The 20,322-nt window shown below is 66.3% G+C and carries 16 protein-coding genes and 1 tRNA gene; 7 read left to right on the forward strand and 10 right to left on the reverse strand.

The genetic code is table 11. The features are described from left to right. Positions 1-58: 58 nt before the first annotated feature. The 5 genes from F1193_RS13075 to F1193_RS13090 all read right to left on the reverse strand — a co-directional run bounded on the left by F1193_RS13075 (position 59) and on the right by F1193_RS13090 (position 5,533). Positions 59-1,039, reverse strand: coding sequence for a metal ABC transporter substrate-binding protein (locus F1193_RS13075; protein WP_150098254.1), 981 nt, complete (start codon positions 1,037-1,039; stop codon positions 59-61). Positions 1,040-1,070: 31 nt separating this feature from the next. Beyond that, entirely contained in the window at positions 1,071-1,940 is an 870-nt protein-coding gene (locus tag F1193_RS13080) for a metal ABC transporter permease (protein WP_150098255.1), read from the reverse strand. Positions 1,941-2,147: 207 nt separating this feature from the next. Next, positions 2,148-2,885 carry a zinc ABC transporter ATP-binding protein AztA gene (gene aztA, locus F1193_RS13085; protein ID WP_150098256.1) on the reverse strand — a complete coding sequence of 246 codons (738 nt, stop codon included), beginning with the start codon at positions 2,883-2,885 and terminating at the stop codon, positions 2,148-2,150. Between the two features lie 13 nt (positions 2,886-2,898). Then, entirely contained in the window at positions 2,899-3,048 is a 150-nt protein-coding gene (locus F1193_RS17130) for a hypothetical protein (protein WP_170263622.1), read from the reverse strand. Between the two features lie 229 nt (positions 3,049-3,277). Then, positions 3,278-5,533 (reverse strand): heavy metal translocating P-type ATPase, encoded by a 2,256-nt coding sequence (locus F1193_RS13090; RefSeq protein WP_170263624.1) that lies wholly within the window; start codon positions 5,531-5,533, stop codon positions 3,278-3,280. 208 nt (positions 5,534-5,741) lie between these two features. Between F1193_RS13090 and F1193_RS13095 the strand changes: the two genes are divergently transcribed. After that, positions 5,742-5,817, forward strand: a tRNA-Phe gene (locus tag F1193_RS13095). Positions 5,818-6,386: 569 nt separating this feature from the next. Here the strand turns inward: F1193_RS13095 and F1193_RS13100 are convergent. Beyond that, positions 6,387-7,007, reverse strand: a complete 621-nt coding sequence (locus F1193_RS13100) for a hypothetical protein (protein ID WP_170263626.1) — start codon at positions 7,005-7,007, stop codon at positions 6,387-6,389. A 281-nt stretch (positions 7,008-7,288) separates the two neighbouring features. Here F1193_RS13100 and F1193_RS13105 point away from each other — a divergent pair, with 281 nt between their 5' ends. Beyond that, a complete protein-coding gene (locus tag F1193_RS13105; RefSeq protein WP_150098258.1) occupies positions 7,289-7,486 on the forward strand; it encodes a hypothetical protein in 198 nt (65 codons plus the stop codon). Positions 7,487-7,719: 233 nt separating this feature from the next. Here F1193_RS13105 and aqpZ read toward each other — a convergent pair whose 3' ends face one another. Together aqpZ and F1193_RS13115 are read right to left on the reverse strand one after the other, a co-directional pair. Beyond that, positions 7,720-8,457: an aquaporin Z gene (aqpZ, locus tag F1193_RS13110; protein WP_425457239.1), complete on the reverse strand. Its 738-nt coding sequence runs from the start codon at positions 8,455-8,457 to the stop codon at positions 7,720-7,722. Between the two features lie 148 nt (positions 8,458-8,605). Beyond that, positions 8,606-9,634: an SH3 domain-containing protein gene (locus tag F1193_RS13115; RefSeq protein WP_150098260.1), complete on the reverse strand. Its 1,029-nt coding sequence runs from the start codon at positions 9,632-9,634 to the stop codon at positions 8,606-8,608. A gap of 229 nt (positions 9,635-9,863) precedes the next feature. Here F1193_RS13115 and F1193_RS13120 point away from each other — a divergent pair, with 229 nt between their 5' ends. Together F1193_RS13120 and F1193_RS13125 are read left to right on the forward strand one after the other, a co-directional pair. Beyond that, on the forward strand, positions 9,864-10,232 hold the full coding sequence (locus F1193_RS13120) for a YidB family protein (RefSeq protein WP_170263629.1): 369 nt from the start codon (positions 9,864-9,866) through the stop codon (positions 10,230-10,232). 508 nt (positions 10,233-10,740) lie between these two features. Then, complete coding sequence (locus F1193_RS13125) at positions 10,741-11,148, forward strand: DUF3597 domain-containing protein (RefSeq protein ID WP_150098262.1); 408 nt, start codon at positions 10,741-10,743, stop codon at positions 11,146-11,148. 218 nt (positions 11,149-11,366) lie between these two features. Here F1193_RS13125 and F1193_RS13130 read toward each other — a convergent pair whose 3' ends face one another. Next, complete coding sequence (locus F1193_RS13130) at positions 11,367-12,164, reverse strand: outer membrane protein (RefSeq protein ID WP_170263631.1); 798 nt, start codon at positions 12,162-12,164, stop codon at positions 11,367-11,369. Positions 12,165-12,958: 794 nt separating this feature from the next. After that, complete coding sequence (locus F1193_RS13135) at positions 12,959-14,077, reverse strand: choloylglycine hydrolase family protein (RefSeq protein ID WP_150098264.1); 1,119 nt, start codon at positions 14,075-14,077, stop codon at positions 12,959-12,961. A gap of 1,240 nt (positions 14,078-15,317) precedes the next feature. On the opposite strand from F1193_RS13135, the gene F1193_RS13140 reads away from it, so the two are divergent. The 3 genes from F1193_RS13140 (at position 15,318) to F1193_RS13150 (ending at position 19,908) form a co-directional block, all read left to right on the forward strand. Beyond that, a complete protein-coding gene (locus F1193_RS13140) occupies positions 15,318-17,018 on the forward strand; it encodes an NAD(P)H-dependent oxidoreductase subunit E (RefSeq protein WP_150098265.1) in 1,701 nt (566 codons plus the stop codon). Positions 17,019-17,036: 18 nt separating this feature from the next. Then, positions 17,037-18,968, forward strand: a complete 1,932-nt coding sequence (locus F1193_RS13145) for an NADH-dependent [FeFe] hydrogenase, group A6 (RefSeq protein ID WP_150098266.1) — start codon at positions 17,037-17,039, stop codon at positions 18,966-18,968. Between the two features lie 352 nt (positions 18,969-19,320). Then, positions 19,321-19,908, forward strand: coding sequence for a DUF6101 family protein (locus F1193_RS13150; RefSeq protein ID WP_150098267.1), 588 nt, complete (start codon positions 19,321-19,323; stop codon positions 19,906-19,908). The last annotated feature ends 414 nt before the right edge of the window (positions 19,909-20,322 follow it).

The raw sequence follows: 20,322 nt of genomic DNA on the forward strand, positions 1-20,322 counted from the left end.
GAGGGAAGAGCGCGACAGGCGTCGTCCGTCAAGCGCAACCTTGCGCCGGCTGGGCCGGTCAGCTCGTGGCCAGCGCGCCGGTCAGAGCTTCTATATTATGGCGTATCATGTCGATGTAAGTGGGCGCCGGGCCGTCCGCCGCGGTCAGGGCGTCGGAATAGAGCGTGCCGCCGATCTTCGCGCCGGTCTCGTCGGCGATGCGCTTGACGAGGCGCGGGTCGGTGACATTCTCCAGGAAGACCGCCGGGATCTTCTGCTTCCTGATCTGGGCGATGATCCTCGACACCGCCTTGGCCGACGCCTCGCTTTCGGTCGAGACGCCGGTCGGCGCCACGAACGCGATGCCATAGGCTTTCTCGAAATACCGGAACGCCTCGTGCGAGGTGATGATGCGTCGCCGATTGGCCGGAATGCGGGCGATCGCCGCCGTCACCTCCACCTCCAGCGCATCGAGCCTGTCGAGATAGGCCTTGGCGTTGGCCTCGTAGACGTCCTTGCCGGCCGGATCGGCCGCACTCAGCGCGTCGCGGATATTGGCGACGTAGATTTTTGCATTGCCGACCGACTGCCACGCGTGCGGATCGAACGCGCCATGGTGATGGCCGGCATGGCCGTGATCATGACCATGATCATGGTCGTGGTCATGATCGCCATGCTCGTCGTGCTCGGACTTGAGCGGGCTCACGCCCTTGGTGGCGACAACCAGCGTCGCCTTGGTGCCGGACGCCTTCACCAGCCGGTCGATCCAGCCCTCGAAGCCGAGGCCGTTGACGAAGACCAGATCCGCGCCGGCCAGCGTCCTGGCGTCGGCCGGCGACGGCGCAAAGACGTGCGCATCGCCATTGGGGCCGACCAGGGTCGTCACGTCGAGCCGGTCGCCGCCGACCGTCTTCACGAAGTCGCCGAGGATCGAGAAGCTGGCGATGGCCCTGATCCTGGCCGGGCTGGCTGCTTGATCCGCCTTGTCCTCGGCGGCGGCGGGAACGGCCGCCAGCAGCAGGGCGGCGGAGGCGAGAAGCACGCAGCGTCGGTCGAGCATCGCATTCTCCTGCATCGGGATCTTTTGGGGGTCAGGCTTCGAGGTGACGGGCCGGGATCAGCCGGCGGAGGATGCCGCCGACCGGGCCGATGAAGATCGAGACAAGGCAGATGCCGCCCGCCACCAGGATGATCGAGGGGCCGGAGGGCAGCTCGGTGTTGTAGGAGACCAGAAGTCCGGCATAGCCCGAGACCATGCCGACCAGGACGGCGATGGCGGCAAGCGCGGTGATGTCGCGCGCCCAGAACCGTGCCGCCGCCGCCGGCAGCATCATCAGCCCGACCGCCAGAAGCGTGCCGAGCGCGTGGAAGGCGCCGACCAGATTCATCACCACCAGCGCCAGGAAGACGAGGTGCACCGGCCCGCCCGCGCCCGACACCGAGCGCAGGAAATTGGGATCGACGCACTCCATCACCAATGGCCGCCAGATCACCGCCAGCGTGACGAGCGACAGCGAGGCGACGGACGCAAGCAGCAGCATGGCGGCGTCGTCGAGCGCCAGCACGCTGCCGAACAGGATGTGGAACAGATCGACATTCGAGCCGCGCAGCGACACGATCACCACGCCGAGCGCCAGCGACACCAGATAGAACGCCGCCAGCGCGGCATCCTCCTTCAGCTCGGTGCCGCGCGCGACGAGGCCGGCGAGAACCGCCACTACCACGCCGGCAACGAGGCCGCCCAGCGTCATCGCGAACAGGTCGAGCCCCGCCACCAGAAAGCCCACCGCCGCGCCGGGCAGGATGGCGTGCGACATGGCATCGCCGGTAAGGCTCATCCGCCGCAGCATCAGGAACACGCCGACCGGCGCGGCGCCCAGCGCCAAGGCCAGCGTGCCGACCAGCGCGCGGCGCATGAACTCGAAATCCTGGAACGGCGCGATCAGAAGGTCGTGGAGCATAGTCACCGATCAGATAGGACTGGGCGCGGCGAAGCCGCTTTCTTCCTTCCCCTCTCCCCTTGTGGGAGAGGGTGCCCGAACGAAGTGAGGGCGGGTGAGGGGTAACGGCGAGCTTGAACTCCGTTGCCCCCTCACCCGGCTCGGATCTCGCTCCGCTCAATCCTCGCCACCCTCTCCCGCAAGGGGAGAGGGGAAGGAAGAAGCGTCTCACGCCGCGCGCTCGCAGACGCCGGCCTCGTCGTCCCACGCCTCGGTAATGTGGCGGGCGCGCAGCAGATTGTCCGGCGTCAGCACCTGCGGCGTCGGACCCCAGGCGACCGGCTCGCGGGCGAGCAGCAGTGTGGTGGGAAAGTGCGCCCGCACGGTCTCCAGATCGTGCAGCACGGCGAGGATGGTGCGGCGCTCGCCGTGCCAGCGCTTGATCAGCGCGAGCAGGTCGGCCGCCGTCCGGGCGTCGATGGCGGTGAACGGCTCGTCGAGCAGGATGAGGCGCGCATCCTGCAGCAGCAGGCGCGCGAACAGCGTGCGCTGCATCTGCCCGCCCGACAGCGTGCCGATGGTGCGGTTCTCGAATCCCGCCAGCCCCACCGCCGACATGGCGGCCTTGATGCGTGCGCGATCGGTGCCGGCGATGGCGCCGAACAGGCCGGCGCGGCGCCACAGCCCCATCGCCACCATGTCGTAGACGGCGATCGGAAACGACCGGTCGATCTCGGCGATCTGCGGCAGGTAGGCGATGTCGCGCGCCTTGACGCCACCGCGCTCGATGACCCCGTCGAGCGGCCTCAGCGCGCCGACGATGCCCTTGAGCAGGGTCGACTTGCCGGCGCCATTGGGGCCGACCACCGCCAGCAGCTCGCCCTCGGCCACCGAGCCATCAAGGTGGTGGACGGCCGGGTGGCGCTCATAGCCGAGCGTGAGGGTGCGAAAGGTCAAGGCCGGCATGGTGCGTCCCCGCTCACCCGATCAGGACCCCGACGACCGCGAGCCAGATCGCCGCCACCAGCACCCCGGCCACACCGAGCCGCGCCGCCAGCGACAGGCGCAGCAGCGAGGGGGCGAGGGAGACGGGACGGCGATGCGCGCGATGGTGGCGGTGCACTCTCATGAACGGTCCGGGCAATTCGGGTGTCACTGTTATACTATAACATTGCGGCTGTCGAGCCCGCCGTAGGGAGCCTCGTCGTCCCGAGCAAGCGGCAACGCCGCGCGGGATCGTTCCCTCCGGGTGTCATCCCGACCGAGCGTCAGCGAGAGCCGGGATCGTTTTCAGAAAGAGGTCCCTTTCCGGCACGCGGTCCCGGGTCTCGCTGCGCTCGCCGGGACGATGGCCCCCATCACAGCCCGCTTCTCCAGCGCTTGAGCAGCAGCGAGTTGGAGACCACCGACACCGAGGACATCGCCATCGCCGCCCCCGCCAGCGCCGGGGTGAGGAAGCCCAGCGCCGCCAGCGGCAGGCCGCTGACATTGTAGATGAACGCCCAGAACAGGTTCTGGCGGATCTTGGCCACTGTGCGCCGGGCGATGTCGAGCGCCGCCGGCACGAGGCGCGGATCGGGCCGCATCAAGGTGACGCCGGCCGCGGCAATCGCCGCGTCGGTGCCGGTGCCCATGGCGATGCCGAGCGTGGCGGCGGCCAGCGCCGGCGCGTCATTGATGCCGTCGCCGACCATGGCGACGCGGTGGCCTTCCCGCTCCAGCGCCGCCAGCGCCGCCGCCTTGCCCTCGGGCTTCACCTCGGCATCGAATCCGTCGAGCCCGGCCTCGCGGGCGATGGCCGCGGCGACCGCCGGATTGTCGCCGGTCAGCATGCGCACGGTGAGGCCGCGGGCCTTGAGCGCAGCCACCGCCTCGGCGGCGCCGGGGCGCAGCGGATCGGCGAAGCCGAGCACGCCGCGCGCGGTCCCATCGAGCGCGACGATGGCGGCGGTGCGGGCCTGGCCCTCGATCCGCGCCAGCGCCACGGCGACCGGCGCCGGATCGATGCCGCGCTCGGCCATCAGTTCGCGATTGCCGATCGCCACCGCCTGCCCCGCAACCTCACCCACCAGGCCGCGGCCGATGGCGGCGGCAACACCGGTGGCCGGCTGGAGCGCGAGGCCGCGCGCCCGCGCCGCCTCCACCACGGCGCGGCCCAGCGGATGCTCGCTCGCTGCCTGCAATGAGGCTGCGACAGCCAGCAGCCCGGCCTCGTCGCCATCGGCGGCAAAGACGTCGGTCACCGCCGGGCGCCCTTCGGTGAGCGTGCCGGTCTTGTCGAACACCACGGTATCAACGCTCGCCGCCCGCTCCAGCGCCTCGATGTCCTTGACCAGGATGCCGGCCTTCGCCGCAGCACCGGTGCCGGCCACCAGCGCGGCCGGCGTCGCCAGCCCCAGCGCACACGGGCAGGCGATCACCAGCACCGAGACGGCGGTCATCAGCGCCTCCTCGAAACTGGCACCGCCGATGAGCCAGCCGGCCATGGCGGCGAGCGCGATCGCCACCACCGCCGGCACGAACACGGCCGCCACGCGATCGACCAGAAGCTGCACCGGCGCCTTGCCGGTCTGGGCTGCCTCGACCAGGCGGGTGATGCGGGCAAGCGTGGTGTCCTCGCCAACCGCCACCGCCCGCACCAAGAGCCGCCCTGCCCCATTGAGCGCGCCGGAGGCGACGCGGTCGCCCGGCCGCTTGGCCACCGGCAGGCTCTCGCCGGTGATCAGCGATTCGTCGGCCTCGCTCGTGCCCTCCTCGACGATGCCATCGACCGGCATGCGGGCGCCGGGGCGCACCACCACCAGATCGCCGCCTGCGACCGCCTCGATGCCGACCTCGCGCTCGACGCCGTCGCGCAGCACCGCCGCCCGTTCGGGGCGCAGCGTCATCAGCGTGCGCACCGCCTCGGTGGTGCCGCGCCGGGCGCGGGTCTCCAGCCATTTGCCGAGCATCACGAAGGTGATGACCGCCGCCGCCGCCTCGAAATAGAGGTGGCCGGTGGCATGCTCGCCATGCAGCGCGATCATCCACAGGCTGAAGGCGTAGGCGGCGGAGGTGCCGAGCGCCACCAGCACGTCCATATTGGCCGAGCCGGCACGCAGCGCCTTGGCGGCGCCGCGATAGAACCGGGCGCCGACCAGCACCTGCACCGGCGTCGCCAGGAGAAGCTGCGTCCAGGGGCCGAGGTGCAGGTTGAGCCCGAACGGCGCCAGCACCATCGGCGCCACCAGCGGCAGCGTCAGCACCACCGAGACGATGAGGGCGAGCAGCGTCCGGCGCTCGTCGGCGAGGCGACGGGCCTCGCGCTCGGCCTCGGCCAGCTTCCGGGCCTGGGCATCGCGCAGGCGGGGGGTGGCGGAGAAGCCGGCGCCCTCCACCGCCTCGGCCAGCGCCTTCTCGTCCGGCCCGCCGGGCGCGACGCGAACATCGGCGCGCTCCAGCGGCAGGTTGACGCTGACGGCCGTGACGCCCGGCAGGCGGGCCAGCACCCGCTCCACCCGCGCCGAGCAGGCGGCGCAGGTCATGCCGGAGATGTCGAGCACGATGGTGCGGGCGGGCTGAGCCCCGGCAGCGGACAAGGGCGGATCGGCGGCAAGGTGCGTGGCGGCGGTCATGGCCCATCATATAGGCCGCCGCCGGCGGGCGGGAACGCCAGCGGATCCGCCGGTGGCGGAGAATGCGGCGGCACGGGCCGGCTCGCCCCTCCCCAGTGTCTGTCACACGATGCACACGATCCGCCGAACAGCGTCTGGACATGGCGAAAACCTGCCCTTATAACCCGCCCACTTCGCAGCGACCGGCCTTGAGCCGGAGCGGTGCGGCGCCCAGGTAGCTCAGTTGGTAGAGCACGTGACTGAAAATCACGGTGTCGGTGGTTCGATTCCGCCCCTGGGCACCACTAAATTCCGCATAGTCAGCTTGTTGAGATGAGCGCCTTCCGGCGTCCCTAAGGCGCGTTCCCTTTGGGGTATCGCTGCGGGTAACGGCGGAAAGTCACAGCCCTCGCTTCCCCCCAGAACGAAAGAGCCGTCCGAAGGCGACTCCAGCGTGGCGATGCCAGGCAGGATCAGCGGCGCCGGACGTAGAAGCCCTCCGCCTCGGGCAGCGGCGTTTCGCCGATAATGATGCCGACCGCGAGGGACAGCGCGCACGACACAGGGCGACAGAGGCAGCAGAGTAGGCTCAATCGGCGGCATCGCGCGCGGCCTCCTCGACCTCGGCGCTGCCAGCGTCGAGTTCATCCCGAGAGCGGTTGCGGGACCAGGAGTTGAAGCTGAGAATGGCTTGAGCGATAAAACCAAAAGGGACACAGCCGCTTAAGCTAGCTCTGCACAAGAGTCTGATTTTTCTTGATTTTTCGGAGAGAGTCGCTAGTTTAATCAATGGCAGCCATGCGCCGGAATTACCCAGAGCATTCGCAAGATTGCAGGCGAGAAATCGCAATCATGGGCCGGGGGGCTGCCGCTTTCATTTAAACAGGTCGATCAGTCGATTTTGTTCATCGGTAAGACCGCATTCCTCCGGTTTCGGAACCACCTTCACGCCATATGAAAGGTAGTTCCCCTTCCTCTGATAAGTAATAGGCTTCAATATCTCTGCATACCTCAGTTCACAATTACCATATGGGTTAGGCGCGACCGCGCAAGCAAACGATGACGCGATAGCATCTACCAACTGAAGGCTAGCGCTTCTTGAGTGATCCTGCGCATCAACACCATCAATGTCGATAACTGGCCAGTGAATTTTTATCTCAGGATCATTCAGCGCTTTCAAGCGACGCAAATATTCACGAAACGTTTCGTAGGACATCCCGCCACGACGAGAGAATGTAATTGCAACGCGACCGTCACCTTCGGGCACGCGCGGGCGAAGGTCGCGGCACAGCCATGATAGACGCTCTATAAGGTAGCGTGTCATATAGAAATAAAATTGGTTCTTATTGGCGTAAATCCCCTGAGGAATTGGTCGTTTTGCTGCAATCACACTCATTGCTCGAAGTGGCTTCGTAGAAATTATTTGAGCGGCGACAACTCTTTGACTGTGATTTAGCTCCACAAAGTGCAGTGCACGACTCTTCTTTTCGGGCATCCTTGCGGAAATCTCATCGCGCCAAGCTACTGCATCAAGTCGGTGAACTTGGCGGAAGAGGCACGCCGAAAGTATCAACCAGGACGACGACCCACCGCGTGCGCCGGCTCGCGGAATTTTTCAAGCCCATCATCGCCCGACTCATCAATGAATGCCAAATAACTGTGTGTCATGTGACGTTATTATCATGAATCTAATTTGTTCCCCTTGTTCCCCAACGCCCAAGCGTTTGGGGAACAGAGCGCTCGGTGCTCTGATCGCCGAAAATCTCCGGCGGCACCATGAGCGGCGCTGGCCGCGACGCTCTCGCTCTGCCCGGCCCGGTGAAGACCTGCCGCAAGCTCGGCCTGTCGTTCTTCGCCTGTCTCGGCCAGCACCTCCGCATCAAAGGCGCCCGTCCCGGCCCGTGCCGCCGCTCGCCGATCTCGCCAGCCCTCGCGCCAACCCGCTGCCCGGGAGCCTGCCACGGTTACGGCTGATGATCCGGCGCGAGGCCAGCGGTCCTGTGCAAGACCAACGGCCGCGAAAGCTGGCCGTTGGTCCGCGCGCGGATTTTCGCGAAATCTTTGATTTCGGATGAGAAAATACGCGAGAGCCAACGGCCCCACACGTCAGCGTCTGGGGCCGTTCGTATCTCGCACTGAGGGCTTCCCGCCGGCCCCGCCAGATCGGCCGCATCGGCCAGCGGGGCCGCGCGCGCTTGCGAGGAGGATCAGCGTCTGATCCTGGCCGGGTCGCCCGTCACGTCGGCCGACGGCTCGGAACTGAGCCAGCGATACAGCAAGCCGCCGATGGCGCCTCCGACCAATGGCGCCACCCAGAACAGCCATAGCTGCGCCAGCGCCCAACCGCCGACGAACAAGGCCGGTCCTGTGCTCCGGGCCGGATTCACCGAGGTGTTGGTCACCGGAATGCTGATGAGGTGGATAAGGGTGAGCCCGAGGCCGATCGCGATCGGCGCAAACCCGGCCGGCGCCCGACCGTGGGTCGACCCCATGATGATGAAGAGGAACATCATGGTGAGGACGATTTCGGCGAGCAGGCAGGAGACCAGGCCGTACTTGCCCGGCGAGTGATCGCCAAATCCGTTCGCGGCGAAGCCCTTGGCCAGACTGAAGTCGGCGGTGCCGCTCGCGATCGCATAGAGGACGGCGGCGCCGATCACCGCACCAACGACCTGCGCAAGGATGTAGGGAACGACCTGGCCGGCCGGAAACCGTCCGCCGGCCGCGAGCCCCACGGTGACGGCCGGATTGAGATGACATCCGGAGACGTGACCGATGGCATAGGCCATCGTCAGCACGGTCAAGCCGAACGCGAGCGACACGCCGACGAGGCCGATCCCGACCTCCGGAAAGCCCGCCGCGATCACCGCGCTGCCGCAGCCGCCAAAGGTGAGCCAAAACGTGCCGATCATCTCGGCCACGAGTTTCCTTGCGTTCACGGGCATCCTCCTGTCGACAATCGAGACGGCTCGATCTGCAGTTCCGTTTTTGCAACGCTTGGTCGTGTCGCCGCGATCGTCCCCAAATACGCCGGCCGGCGCAATGCAATTTGTGACGCGATCTCTCGGATTCGGATCGATCGGCCACCACGGATCAGCCGCCATCGACGAGGGCGTCGGGCAGCACGAAGGTCTCGGCGTCGTCGACGGTGACGAGGGTGTCGTCGCCGTCCCGCCGCGTGGTCACCGTGCCGGCGCTGGTCGTGACCTGCCCGTGGCTGACGTGCAGCGTGCGCTTGAAGCCGTCCGGCAAGGTCACATCGACGGTCGCCACGCCCTTGCCGCTGCGCACGACGCCGAAATCGCAGGCCCGGACCGAGTCGTTGCCCTTGAAGCTGCACGGGATCTGACCGGTCGCATGATAAAGCGTGTCCGCCACCCGGGCGTCCTGCGGCCCGGCGGGGGCTGCGGCCTCCCGGAGATGGCGGCCGTCCACCCAGCCGGCCGCGTCGGCGTCGCCGGTGAGCTGGACACGGCACCAGCGCGCGCCGTCGATGGGCCGGCACCCCAAATTGCGCACCACGGCGCCTTCGCCGAGCTGGAGGATGGTTTGCGCCTGCGCCGAAGGCTCGGCGCGAAGCTTGAGCGTGTCGCCGGCCACAAGCCCCATCACGGCCCAGAAGTCCGGCCCACCGCCATAGCTGTCGGCGAAGTCGGGCTGCGGGACGGGCGGCATGGCAGGGCTCCCGTCCGGTCCGGCGGAACCACCCTGTCCAGCGTCGATCCGGAAGTCGATGGCGAAGTCGGCTCCCTCGTTGCGGCGTGCGGCGGCGCGCACGAGATGGACATCGACGACATAGACGCCGTCCACCGGCAGGACGCCCGAGAAGTCGCTGCCCGAGACCTGACCGATGAACATGGCCGTATCGCTGCCGGGGGCCAGTACATTGAAATTGGCGCTGGCGTTGCGCGCGCGCAGGCTGACCGACAGGGTCTGGCCGGCCTTGGCCTCAAGCCGGTACTGCGCGCTGCGGTCACCCTTCACGCTGCCCTTGAAGGACGCGGAGGCGGCCCCGGCCGCGAACTGGACATCGACTTGGCGAACACCCTTTGCGGTCGCGCCTGGAACGCCCGTCGCGGCCAAAATCATCGCAGCGATCGCGGCCACCAGCGCATTTTTCATGGATTTCCCCCTCCGCCGGCGATGGTTTGCGGCACATTACGTTCCTGGAGCAGTCAAAACGGATACACTCCAACTTTTCTGGAGCCCGAAGACCTTAAGCTCGGCTTTGCCAGAGATTCAACAACACGTCGAAGCATTTTGACGCTCGATGTCCATCCCGCTTTTATAGTATGGTATAATGTATTGAATGGCGACACGCCTCGCGTCATGACTTGCGGAGGAGATGCCCATGGGATTCCTCGACGATGTCGGAAATGCCCTGCAGGGCGTCATTAATCGCACGGGACCGGACGGCATCCCGCCGATGATCACCGAGGCTTTGGCGAAGACCAGCCTCCGTGATTTGCAGGGCGTGGTGACCAAGCTGCAGGAGAGCGGCCTCACCGAGCAGGTGCAGTCATGGCTCGGAACGGGAGCCAACCTGCCCATCTCCGCCGACCAAATCCGCGAGGCGCTCGGCAGCGGTTACATCAAGCAGCTCGGAGATAAGCTCGGCTTGCCGCTCGACGCGGCCGCCAAGTTCCTGGCCGACCAGTTGCCGGAGGCCGTCGACAAGGCAAGCCCCGACGGCACGCTGGAAACCCAGAGCGTTCGCTGATCTGATCGAACCAGGCGGACGCTCTAAAGTAATGAGTTGTCGCATTCTGTTTCGCAAATCGGTTCCCACTTTTGCGGAGAATGCTTGGGTCTTCGAGTTGTCGCATTCTGTTTCGCAAATCGGTTCCCACTTTTGCGGAGAATGCTTGGGTCTTCGAGTTGTCGCGTTCTCTTTCGCAAAACCGGTTCCCACTTTTGCGGAGAATGCTTAATACCAAGGGCCGCAAGATACCAAGGGCCGCAAGACATGACGCGTCATGCCCGTGATTGCAGCCAAGCTTGTGCAGGCTGCATGAATTTGCCTGCGCGGGCATCACGACTTGAAACGTCCTTTGAAACAAAGACGTGGATGGCCGGGACGGAGCCCGGCCCTGACGAGGGCCAATCAAAGACGAGGGCCGCCGGTATAAGCGCGCCGGCGGCGCATCTGCCGGCCGGCAAGACGAGTTCCGACAGGCTTGCGGGATCCCGTTTGCAGTGAGTGACGAGCCTCAACACGGAGGATGGAGATGAGCATACTCGACAAGATCGTGTCGTCGATCTTCGGCCGGGCCAAGGCGAGCGAAGTCGCCGCAACGCCGGCGAAACCGGCCTCGCCGGCGGCGTCGGCCGCCAGCGCCGCCCCGGCATCTGCGTCCGCAGCGGCGACGGCGACGGCTTCAGTCGACGTCGCGGCGGTCCTGTCGGCGTTGGCCAGCCAGACCACGGAGAAGCTCGACTGGCGCCGCTCGATCGTCGACCTGCTGAAGCTCCTCGATCTCGACAGCAGCCTGGCGGCCCGCAAGGAATTGGCCAGGGAGCTGCACTATCCCGGCGATCCGGACGGCTCCGCTGCGATGAATGTCTGGCTGCACAAGCAGGTGATGCAGAAGCTTGCGGACAATGGCGGCAAGGTGCCCGACGATCTAAAAGACTGAGCGGCGAACCGTGACCTCGCGCCAGCTTTGCTCTCGCTCATCGCCGCAATCCGGTCGAGGACCGGCCCGTTCTGGGCCGGGCTGAAGGGTCCATCGGGGGAAGGCCGCGCGCGTCACTCCGGTTTTGAGATCTTTTGCTGTAACTCGCCATCATATCCACAAAAAAGAGGGCCAGCATCGGCTGGCCCTCTTGGTATTCCACACTGGAATCTATTCCATCACCAGGAATTGAACCGGTAGTTCACGGAAAGCTTGAACGTCTGAACGGTCGGCTCGAGGGTCGCGTAGAGGGCGTCGTTCAGATTGAACCCGTTGATCGCAGGCAGGCTGAGGTCCTTCGTATCGAACGACGAATAGCGATACTCCGCCTTCAACGAGATGTTGTTCGTCAGCTTCGATTCGGCACCGACGCCGACGAACCAGCCGTCGAAGTCCGGGATGCCGACCACAAACGTGCCGTTGCCGAAGCCGAGGGTGCCGCTCGCCTCCAAGTCATCGATGCTGAGATTGGTGTATCCGGCCGACAGATACCAGAGCGTGGCAGGCGACGACAAGTATCCGAGACGGACGCCGACCGACCACTGGCCGTTGACATCGGTTTTCGCCTGGCCGCTTGCGGTGCGCCGTCTGGCTTCCTCGCCCTCCCAGTCGATGTAGGACGCCGAGGCCGACGCTTTGACGTCTTCGTTGTGCCAGTCGTAATCGACGAAGGCACCGATCACGAACTGCTGGGAAAACTGGTAGTCGAAGCCGGCATTGAGGCCGAACAGGAACCCCTGGGCGCCCAGGCCGTTCAGCTCGGCGGACACATCGCCGTAGCCGGGATAGGTGCCGCCGGCCAGATCATAGGTGCCGGCCGCGCCGCCAATGCCAGCGCCGACATAGAAGCCGGTCCATGTGGGCGGCGCCTCGATGGGCGTCTTGTAGACACGGGTGCCCAGGTCGGCCGCAACCGCCGGCTGAATGACGAACGCCGCGGCAAGCACCACCCCAGCGCCAAGGAAACTACGTTTCATGGTTGCCCTCCTCAATGACCGAACAGCGGCGAATCGCGGTTGCATGGCGCCGAATGTTCAATCAGTGGGCGGCACTTTCCCTTAGCCGTTGCAGGCCGGCTAGTGCATAAAAGTCACAGAGGCGACAGAATCCGCCAACCTGTGATTTAACCTTAAGCGATGTTGTAATTATGCGTTGCGCTTTCGGCGATCGGCGGCGCGCGCGCCGATACCGTCCCCCGCCGCCAGCCAATCGCCTGGGTTGCAGTCCGCCCTCAATGGCGGGGCCTCACCGGAGGCCCCTTCCCTGCAACCCGGCGGGACTCACGGACCCAGCGGGACTCACGGATCTGAGTCTGCCGCGTGAGATCAATGGCTTAATATCAACGGCCCCAGACGCTGACGCGTTGGGCCGTTGACACTTGCGGATTTTCTTTTTGGAAATCGTTACTGCCCAGGTACCCTGCGGAGCGCTAACTCATTGAAATATAAGGCGCCAGTGCCATACGCCGTCCGGAAACATGCGGGAAACGGGCCAAAAATCGCCCTGTTTGGCTCGCCCCCCGAAAAAACATGACGACTTTTCAATAGGTTGGGGTACCTGGGCAGTAACTGGAAATCAGAGATTTCGCGACAATCCGCGAGCGGAACCAACGGTCCGCGTTCGCGGCCGTTGGTCTTAAACGCGCTTGAAATCTTGGTCTTAAACGCGCTTGAAATCAAAGGCGTCATGGCCGGGACAGCCCGGCCATGACGACGGCGGGTCAAATTCAAGGGCCGTTGATATCACGCGTCATGCTTCGCGCCCGCGGGGCTCAGGGCTTCTTCGAGAACACCAGCTCGGGCGCGGCCGGGGCCGGGGTCAGCGGTGTCGACAGGATCCTCTTGGCAAGGGGATCGAAGCTCGGCAGGTCGATGGCGCGCAGCACCTGGTCGTCATAGGTCTTGACGTAGTAGCGCAGGCTGGCGAGGTCGGCGATGGTCGACCACTGGGTGAACTCCATGACCGACGCGTCACCCTGGTCGGGCCGCACCCATCCCTGCGGGATGTCGAAATTGTTCAGGATGTGCTCGGCCAGCCGCACGCTCTCCATGCCGCCGGCCTTGGGCTGCACCGACATCGCGTAGCCCAGCGCGCGGATGAAGCGCGAGGGCGGGGTCGGGTCGCCGGGAATGCCGAGCAGGCCGGAGCCCTGGCCGAGCGGCGCGACCGTCTGCCCGCCGACCCGCAGCGGCGGGGCATTGGTGGGCGAGATCTTCACATAGTTGCGCAGATTGCTGAGGTGCCAGTCGAACGTCGGCGAATTGGTCATCACGCCGAACGGGTTGTCGTGAACCTTGAGCACCCCGTCCACCGGCTCGATCACCACCGCGGCGCCCGAGGCGTCGTGCAGCGTGTAGTGGAGCGGCGGCGCCACGCCCATATTGGGATCCTTGACCCCGATCACCGATATTCCGGCCAGCGCCGCCTTCACCTCGGCGACCGAGGCGAAGCTGGTCAGCGCCCAGGTGAGGAAATCCCATTGTGCCAGCGAATGCTTGGGGTTGGCCTTGGCCGGGTCGGCGTAGCCGACATAATCCGGGAAATACAGCGCGCCACCGACGAGCCCCTTCTCGTTGAGCCCGTCGACCAGCACCGGCATGTCGAAGGCGTTGAGGCCAACGGCGGCGTACCTGCTGGTCCAGGTCATGGCGCCGGGCTTGCCGTCGGGGCCGGTGGCCGTGAAGGCGAAATTGCGCGGCACGACGATGGCCGCGGACTTCAGCAGGAAGCCCATCTCCATCGTCCGCCCGTAGATGACGCCACCATCGGTTGTGCGGATGACGAAGCTGGTGCAGGCGTCGACGGGCGAACTCACCGCCACGGCGCCCGCCAGGGCCGGGGCAAGTGCCCAGACCGCGGCCTTCGAGCGGATACGTTTCAGCCAGGACATTGATTCCTCACTTGTTTTCTTGACGCAGCGCCGGGTCCTGCCGGTCCCGGCATCTCTCCCGGATGGTCCGGGGCAAAGGCAGGCGTCTCACACAAACCCGAGCCAAACCCTAGCATCGCAAGCTCGCCGAGAGGTTAAGACGGCGCGGAAAACGAGAATCCGTCTTTCAGTCTCCTTCTAGGGCCTCCGCCGATCCGACTGACCCAAGCGGATGCGTCTCAAGTGTTTGCCTCCCAAGCCTCTGAGTTGTCGCATTTTCTTTCGCAAAACCGGTTCCCACTTTTGCGGAGAATGCTCAAGTCTCTGAGTTGTCGCATTCTCTTTCGCAAAACCGGTTCCCACTTTTGCGGAGAATGCTCTAGGTCTTTGATCTGTCACATTCTCTTTCGCAAAAACGGTTCCCACTTTTGCGGAGAATGCTCTAGGTCTTTGATCTGTCGCATTCTCTTTCGCAAGACCGGTATCCGCTTCTGCGGAGAGTGCTCTAAACCAACCGCCGTTGACAACCACTGATTATGCCCCAAGGGGCGATGTGGCTCAACGGCACGGGCCGCCCGCCACGCGCCGTGCCGTGGTGCGCGCGCGGCCGCGGGATCCGGCGGCTGGCTGGTCTTGAAAATCATTCTGCCATCAACTCGCAAATACAGACGTATCCCTTTGAGATCTGGCGCGAGGTCCTTGGCGCGGAGATGAAATCATGCGTCTTACCTGCGCCGGGCAGCATATTTCCATTGACTTTTCGCACCTGCAAAAATGTAATCACCGCCGCAACAGATTGCTCGGCATCGGCGACCGCTGGCCTCTCCCCCGGGACCAGCATAGCGAGCGAGAGGGGGAAATGACGCGACAACACAACAGGTTGGGCCGGCGGCGCGCGCCGCGGCAACGATGGCGCCTGGGCTGACGCCAGCCCGGCCCGCCGCTCGCGCCGCGGGCTTCGGCTCCCCTTGCCTGGTCCGATGGCCGGTCGACGGCAGCCGCGACCGCACCGCCGAAAGCATCGGGCCGGGCGACGACGCATTGCCCGCCGGGCCCGCGCCGGACGCGGTCGTTGCGGCGCCGGATGAGGCCGTTGCGACGGCGGACGCGGCCGTTGCGGCGTCGCCCGCATGCGTTGCGGCGCCGTTCGCTCGACCAGACGACACGCCACACGACCCCAACGCCAACGGACCGCTCTCCCCCGCCGGTCTGGACGAAACGACCTTGTAGCGCCGGTGCCCTCCGGCGGTGGAGACATGCCATGTTGCTGACGGAACAGGACAAGCAGAAGGCGCAGATTTCCCAGCTCGCCGAGACGCATTCCCGCAATCGCTCGGCCCTGATTCCCATCCTGCAGACGGTGCAGCGCGATTATGGCGAGGTGTCGCAGTTCGCGCTGCAGCACATCGCCGACGTGCTCGGCCTGCACGCCGCCGACGTCTATTCGGTCGCCACCTTCTATCAGTTCATCAACACCGCGCCGAAGGGCAAGTTCATCATCCGGCTCAGCCGCGACATGTCGTCGATGATGAAGGGGGCCAAGATCGTCGCGCGCCAGCTCGAGAACGACCTCGGCATCAAGTTCGGCGAGACCACGCCCGACGGCATGTTCACGCTCGAATGGACGAGCTGCATCGGCATGAACTACCAGGCGCCGGCGATGATGATCAACAATGAGGTGTTCTCCAACCTCACGCCGCAGCGCGCCCATTTGATCATCGAGGACTGCCTGCAGGGCTTCCGCTCGCACCGGCCGACGGTGGGCAAGATCGGCGAGACCTATTCGTCCGCCCTCACCTATGCCAGCCACGAGGCCGAGGCCGGCCTGCGCAACGCGCTGGCGATGAGCCCGCCGGAGGTGGTCAGCGAAGTCGCCGCCTCCGGCATCCGCGGCCGCGGCGGCGCCGGCTTTCCGACCGGCACCAAGTGGCGGCTCGCCGCCGCCGCCAAGGGCGACCTCAAATACATCGTCTGCAACGCCGACGAGGGCGAGCCCGGCACCTTCAAGGACCGCATCCTGCTCAGCCGCTTCGCCGACGTGGTGTTCGAGGGCATGACGATCGCCGCCTATGCGGTGGGAGCGCGCGAGGGCGTGATCTATCTGCGCGCCGAATACACCTTCCTCAAGCCGCAGCTGGAGGCGGCGCTGGCGGCGCGCCGCCAGACCGGCCTCCTGGGCAAGAGCATCCTCGGCCATGACGGCTTCGACTTCGACATCCGCATCCACATGGGCGCCGGCGCCTATGTGTGCGGCGAGGAAACCGCGCTGATCGAGTCGCTCGAAGGCCGGCGCGGCCATCCGCGCAACCGCCCGCCCTACCCCATCGATGTCGGCCTCAACGGCAAGCCGACGGTGGTCAACAATGTCGAGACGCTGTCCTCGATCTCCTGCATCCTGGCGCGCGGCGCCGCGTGGTTCTCGTCGATCGGCACCGAGCGCTCGAAGGGCTTCAAGCTGTTCAGCGTGTCGGGCGACTGCACGCGCCCGGGCGTCTACGAGCTGCCGTGGGGCATCACCGTCGAGGGGCTGCTGGAGACGGTCGGCGGCGGTAACGCCAAGGCGGTGCAGGTCGGCGGCTATTCCGGCATGCTGATCCCGGCCTCGCAGTTCGACCGCCGCCTCGCCTATGAGGATCTCGGCATCGGCGGCTCGGTGATCGTCTACGGCCAGGACCGCGACATGCTCGACGTCGCCGAGAACTATTTCGAGTTCTTCGTCGACGAATCCTGCGGCCAGTGCACGCCGTGCCGCGACGGCAACGTCAAGCTGCTCGAAGGCATCCGCGCGCTGCGCCAGGGCAAGTGTTCGAGCCGCTACCTCAACGAGCTGATCAGCCTGTGCGAGACCATCCAGGTCGCCTCCAAATGCGGCCTCGGCCAGCTCAGCCCCAACATCCTGATCGCCATCAACAAGCACTTCCGGGACGAAATTCTCGCGCGTCCCATGGTCGGCCAACACTGACGCCGGAGGATCAAGTCCATGGACACCGCAAGCCACAACGCCAGCCCGGCCGCCACCAGCTCCGCGCGCGCCCCGCGCAGCCATGCCCACAGCCATCCCGCCGTCGATCCCAACGCCGCGCCGGTAACCCTCACCATCGACGGCATCGAGGTCACGGTGCCGAGCGGCACCACCATCCTCGCCGCGGCCGAGGCGGCCGGCGTCCGCATCCCGACGCTGTGCCACCATGCCGACCTCGCGCCGGCCGGGGTGTGCCGGGTGTGCGTGGTCGAGGTCGAGGGCTCGCGCGCGCTGCAGGCGTCGTGCGCCTATCCGATCACCCAGCCGATCAAGGTCAACACCACCACCAAGGCGGTGCGCAAGGCGCGCCGCCACATCATCGACCTGATGCTCGCCAACCATTATGGCGACTGCTACACCTGCGCCCGCAACGGCAATTGCGAGCTGCAGGCGCTGGCCCAGGAATACGGCGTCGACGGCCTCAAGTTCGGCCGCACCACCGAGCCGAAATACGAGATCGACCGCTCGAACGGCACCATCGTGCGCGACATGAACAAGTGCGTGCTGTGCGGCCGCTGCGTGCGCACCTGCAACGAGCTGCAGGAGGTCGGCTGCCTCACCCTCGACGGGCGCGGCGCGCAGTCCAAGGTCTCGACCTTCGCCGACAAGGCGCTGGCGTCGGTGATCTGCATCAGTTGCGGCCAGTGCATCAATCGCTGCCCGACCGGCGCGCTCAGCGAACTCGACCAGACCGACGAGGTGTGGGCGCTGCTCGACGATCCTTCCAAGCACGTGGTGATCCAGACCGCGCCGGCGCCGCGCGCGGCGATCGGCGAATGCTTCGGGCTTGAGCCCGGCACGCCGGTGACGTTCGAGATGAACTCGGCGCTGCGGCGCATCGGCTTCGACGGGGTGTTCGACACCAACTTCACCGCCGACCTCACCATCATCGAGGAGGGCACCGAGCTGATCCTGCGGCTCTACAAGGCGCTGGTGAAGAAGGATCCCGCCGTCATGCTGCCGATGTTCACCTCCTGCTCGCCGGGCTGGGTGAAATACATCGAGCACTTCAACCCGGACATGCTGGCGCACCTGTCGACGGCCAAGAGCCCGCAGCAGATGTTCGGCGCGCTGATCAAGACCTACTACGCCCAGAAGAAGGGCATCGATCCCGCCGACATCGCGGTGGTGTCGCTGATGCCGTGCACCGCCAAGAAGTACGAGGCCAACCGGCCGGAGATGGTCTCCAGCGGCTTCAAGGACGTCGACTACGCGCTGACCACCCGCGAGCTCGCCAAGATGGTGAAGGAGGCGGGCATCGACCTGCCCAAGCTGCCGAAGTCGGACTTCGACCCGCCGTTCGGCTCGGCCACCGGCTCGGGCGTGATCTTCGGCGCCACCGGCGGCGTGATGGAGGCGGCGATCCGCACCGTCATCGAGCTGGTCACCGGCAAGACCGTCGAGAACTTCTACGACCACGCCGACATCGTGCCGCTGCGCGGCTTCGAGGGCGCGCGCATGGCCGAGCTCACCATCGGCGAGGTGGGCGAGGTGCCGGGGATTCTCAAGCACCTCGTGCCCGACTGGAACTGGCTGAAGGGCGCGACGCTGAAGGTCGGCGTCGCCCACGGCACGGCCAATGCCCGCAAGGTGCTCGACGACATCAAGGCCGGCGGGCCGTTCAGCCAGTGCCACTTCATCGAGTTCATGGCGTGTCCGGGCGGCTGCCTCGGCGGCGGCGGCCAGCCGATCCCGACCGATGCCGAGATCCGGGCGGCGCGCGCCAAGGCGATCTATGCCGAGGACCGCGGCGCGCCGGTGCGCAAGTCGCACGAGAACCCGGCGGTGCTGCAGCTCTACAGCGAGTTCCTGCTCGGCGGGCCGGCCGGGCACGAGGCGCACCAGCTCCTGCACACCCACTACACGCAACGCGGCAAGTTCATCGCCTGACGCCAAAGCTCCGTCATCGCCGGGCTTGTCCCACGGCTGTCCGTGCCGGACAGCCGTGGGCTTGTCCCGGCGATGACCGGGTGGTTGTGGCCGGCAGGGGTGCCGTGACGGCGCGGTTGTGGCGGGGCTCTGCCGTGGCGGGGGCTTCCGGGGCGGGGGCTTCCGGGGCGGAGCTGTCGCGGCCGGCGGGGGCGCCAGCGGGCGGCCCGTGGCCACGGAAAGCTTTCATCAAGCATGAGAATCAAGAGGATAAAGCTTAGGTTTGATTAACCCATCTTCTTAAGCGGGTGGCGAACTCGCAGTGGCAGTCTTCTCGTCAATTGAAGCAAATAATAACTCGGCGAGGAGTGCAATGAAGCGTCAAACCGAGTTCGGCGGAAGTGCAACCGCCGGCGCCACTTGTACGTCATGGGTCGATCCCTTCGCATTGCCTGCGCGGTTCGCCGCGGCCGACCCGACGGCCGATGGACGGGTGCGCGACATCGAGATCGACCGCAACCGCGTGGTGCTCCGGCGGGCGGTGGCCGGCATCCGGATGCGGCTCAACGTGCCGATCGAGAGCTATCTCGGCGTGGTGGTGCGCATCGAGCCCGGCCCGGCGCCTTCTTACGGCAACATCGCCGTGGTGCTGGCGCACCGCGACCCGGCGCTGTCGGTGACGCTGTCGGCGGCCGGCGATTGCGACGACGTGATCGCTGACTGGCAGGCGTGGTCGAAGAGCCTCGGCTGCCCGATGCTGGTCGGCGACGGCGAAGGGGCGTGGCGCGAGCCGATGTCCCGGCTCGGCGCCCTGGTGGTGACCCCAGCCGTGCCGCGCCGCCGCCGCCGCTCGGCCCACGTCAAGCGCCGCCCGCGCGCCTTGATGCGGCGCAAGCCCGGCCGCCCGGCGCTCACCGCATTGGTCCATCGCGACGAGCGCGAGATCATCGCAAGATCTTGACCAACCCCTGAGACGTCGTCCCGGACGGACGCGAAGCGTCCGAGCCGGGACCGTTCGCCGAAAAGCACACGCTCAAAACGGTCCCGGGTCGCGCGGCTGCCGCCGCTTGCCCGGGACGACAGCCCGGGCCTCGTCATCCCGGCCGAGCGTCAGCGAGAGCCGGGATCGTTATCCAGATAAGGCACCCCGTCCTGCAAACGGTCCCGGGTCGCGCGGCTGCCGCCGCTTGCCCGGGACGACAGTCCGGGCCTCGTCATCCCGGCCGAGCGTCAGCGAGAGCCGGGATCGTTATCCAGATAAGGCACCCCGTCCTGCAAACGGTCCCGGGTCGCGCGGCTGCCGCCGCTTGCCCGGGACGACAGTCCGGGCCTCGTCATCCCGGCCGAGCGTCAGCGAGAGCCGGGATCGTTATCC

Source organism: Blastochloris sulfoviridis, from assembly GCF_008630065.1.
GTDB lineage: Bacteria > Pseudomonadota > Alphaproteobacteria > Rhizobiales > Xanthobacteraceae > Blastochloris > Blastochloris sulfoviridis.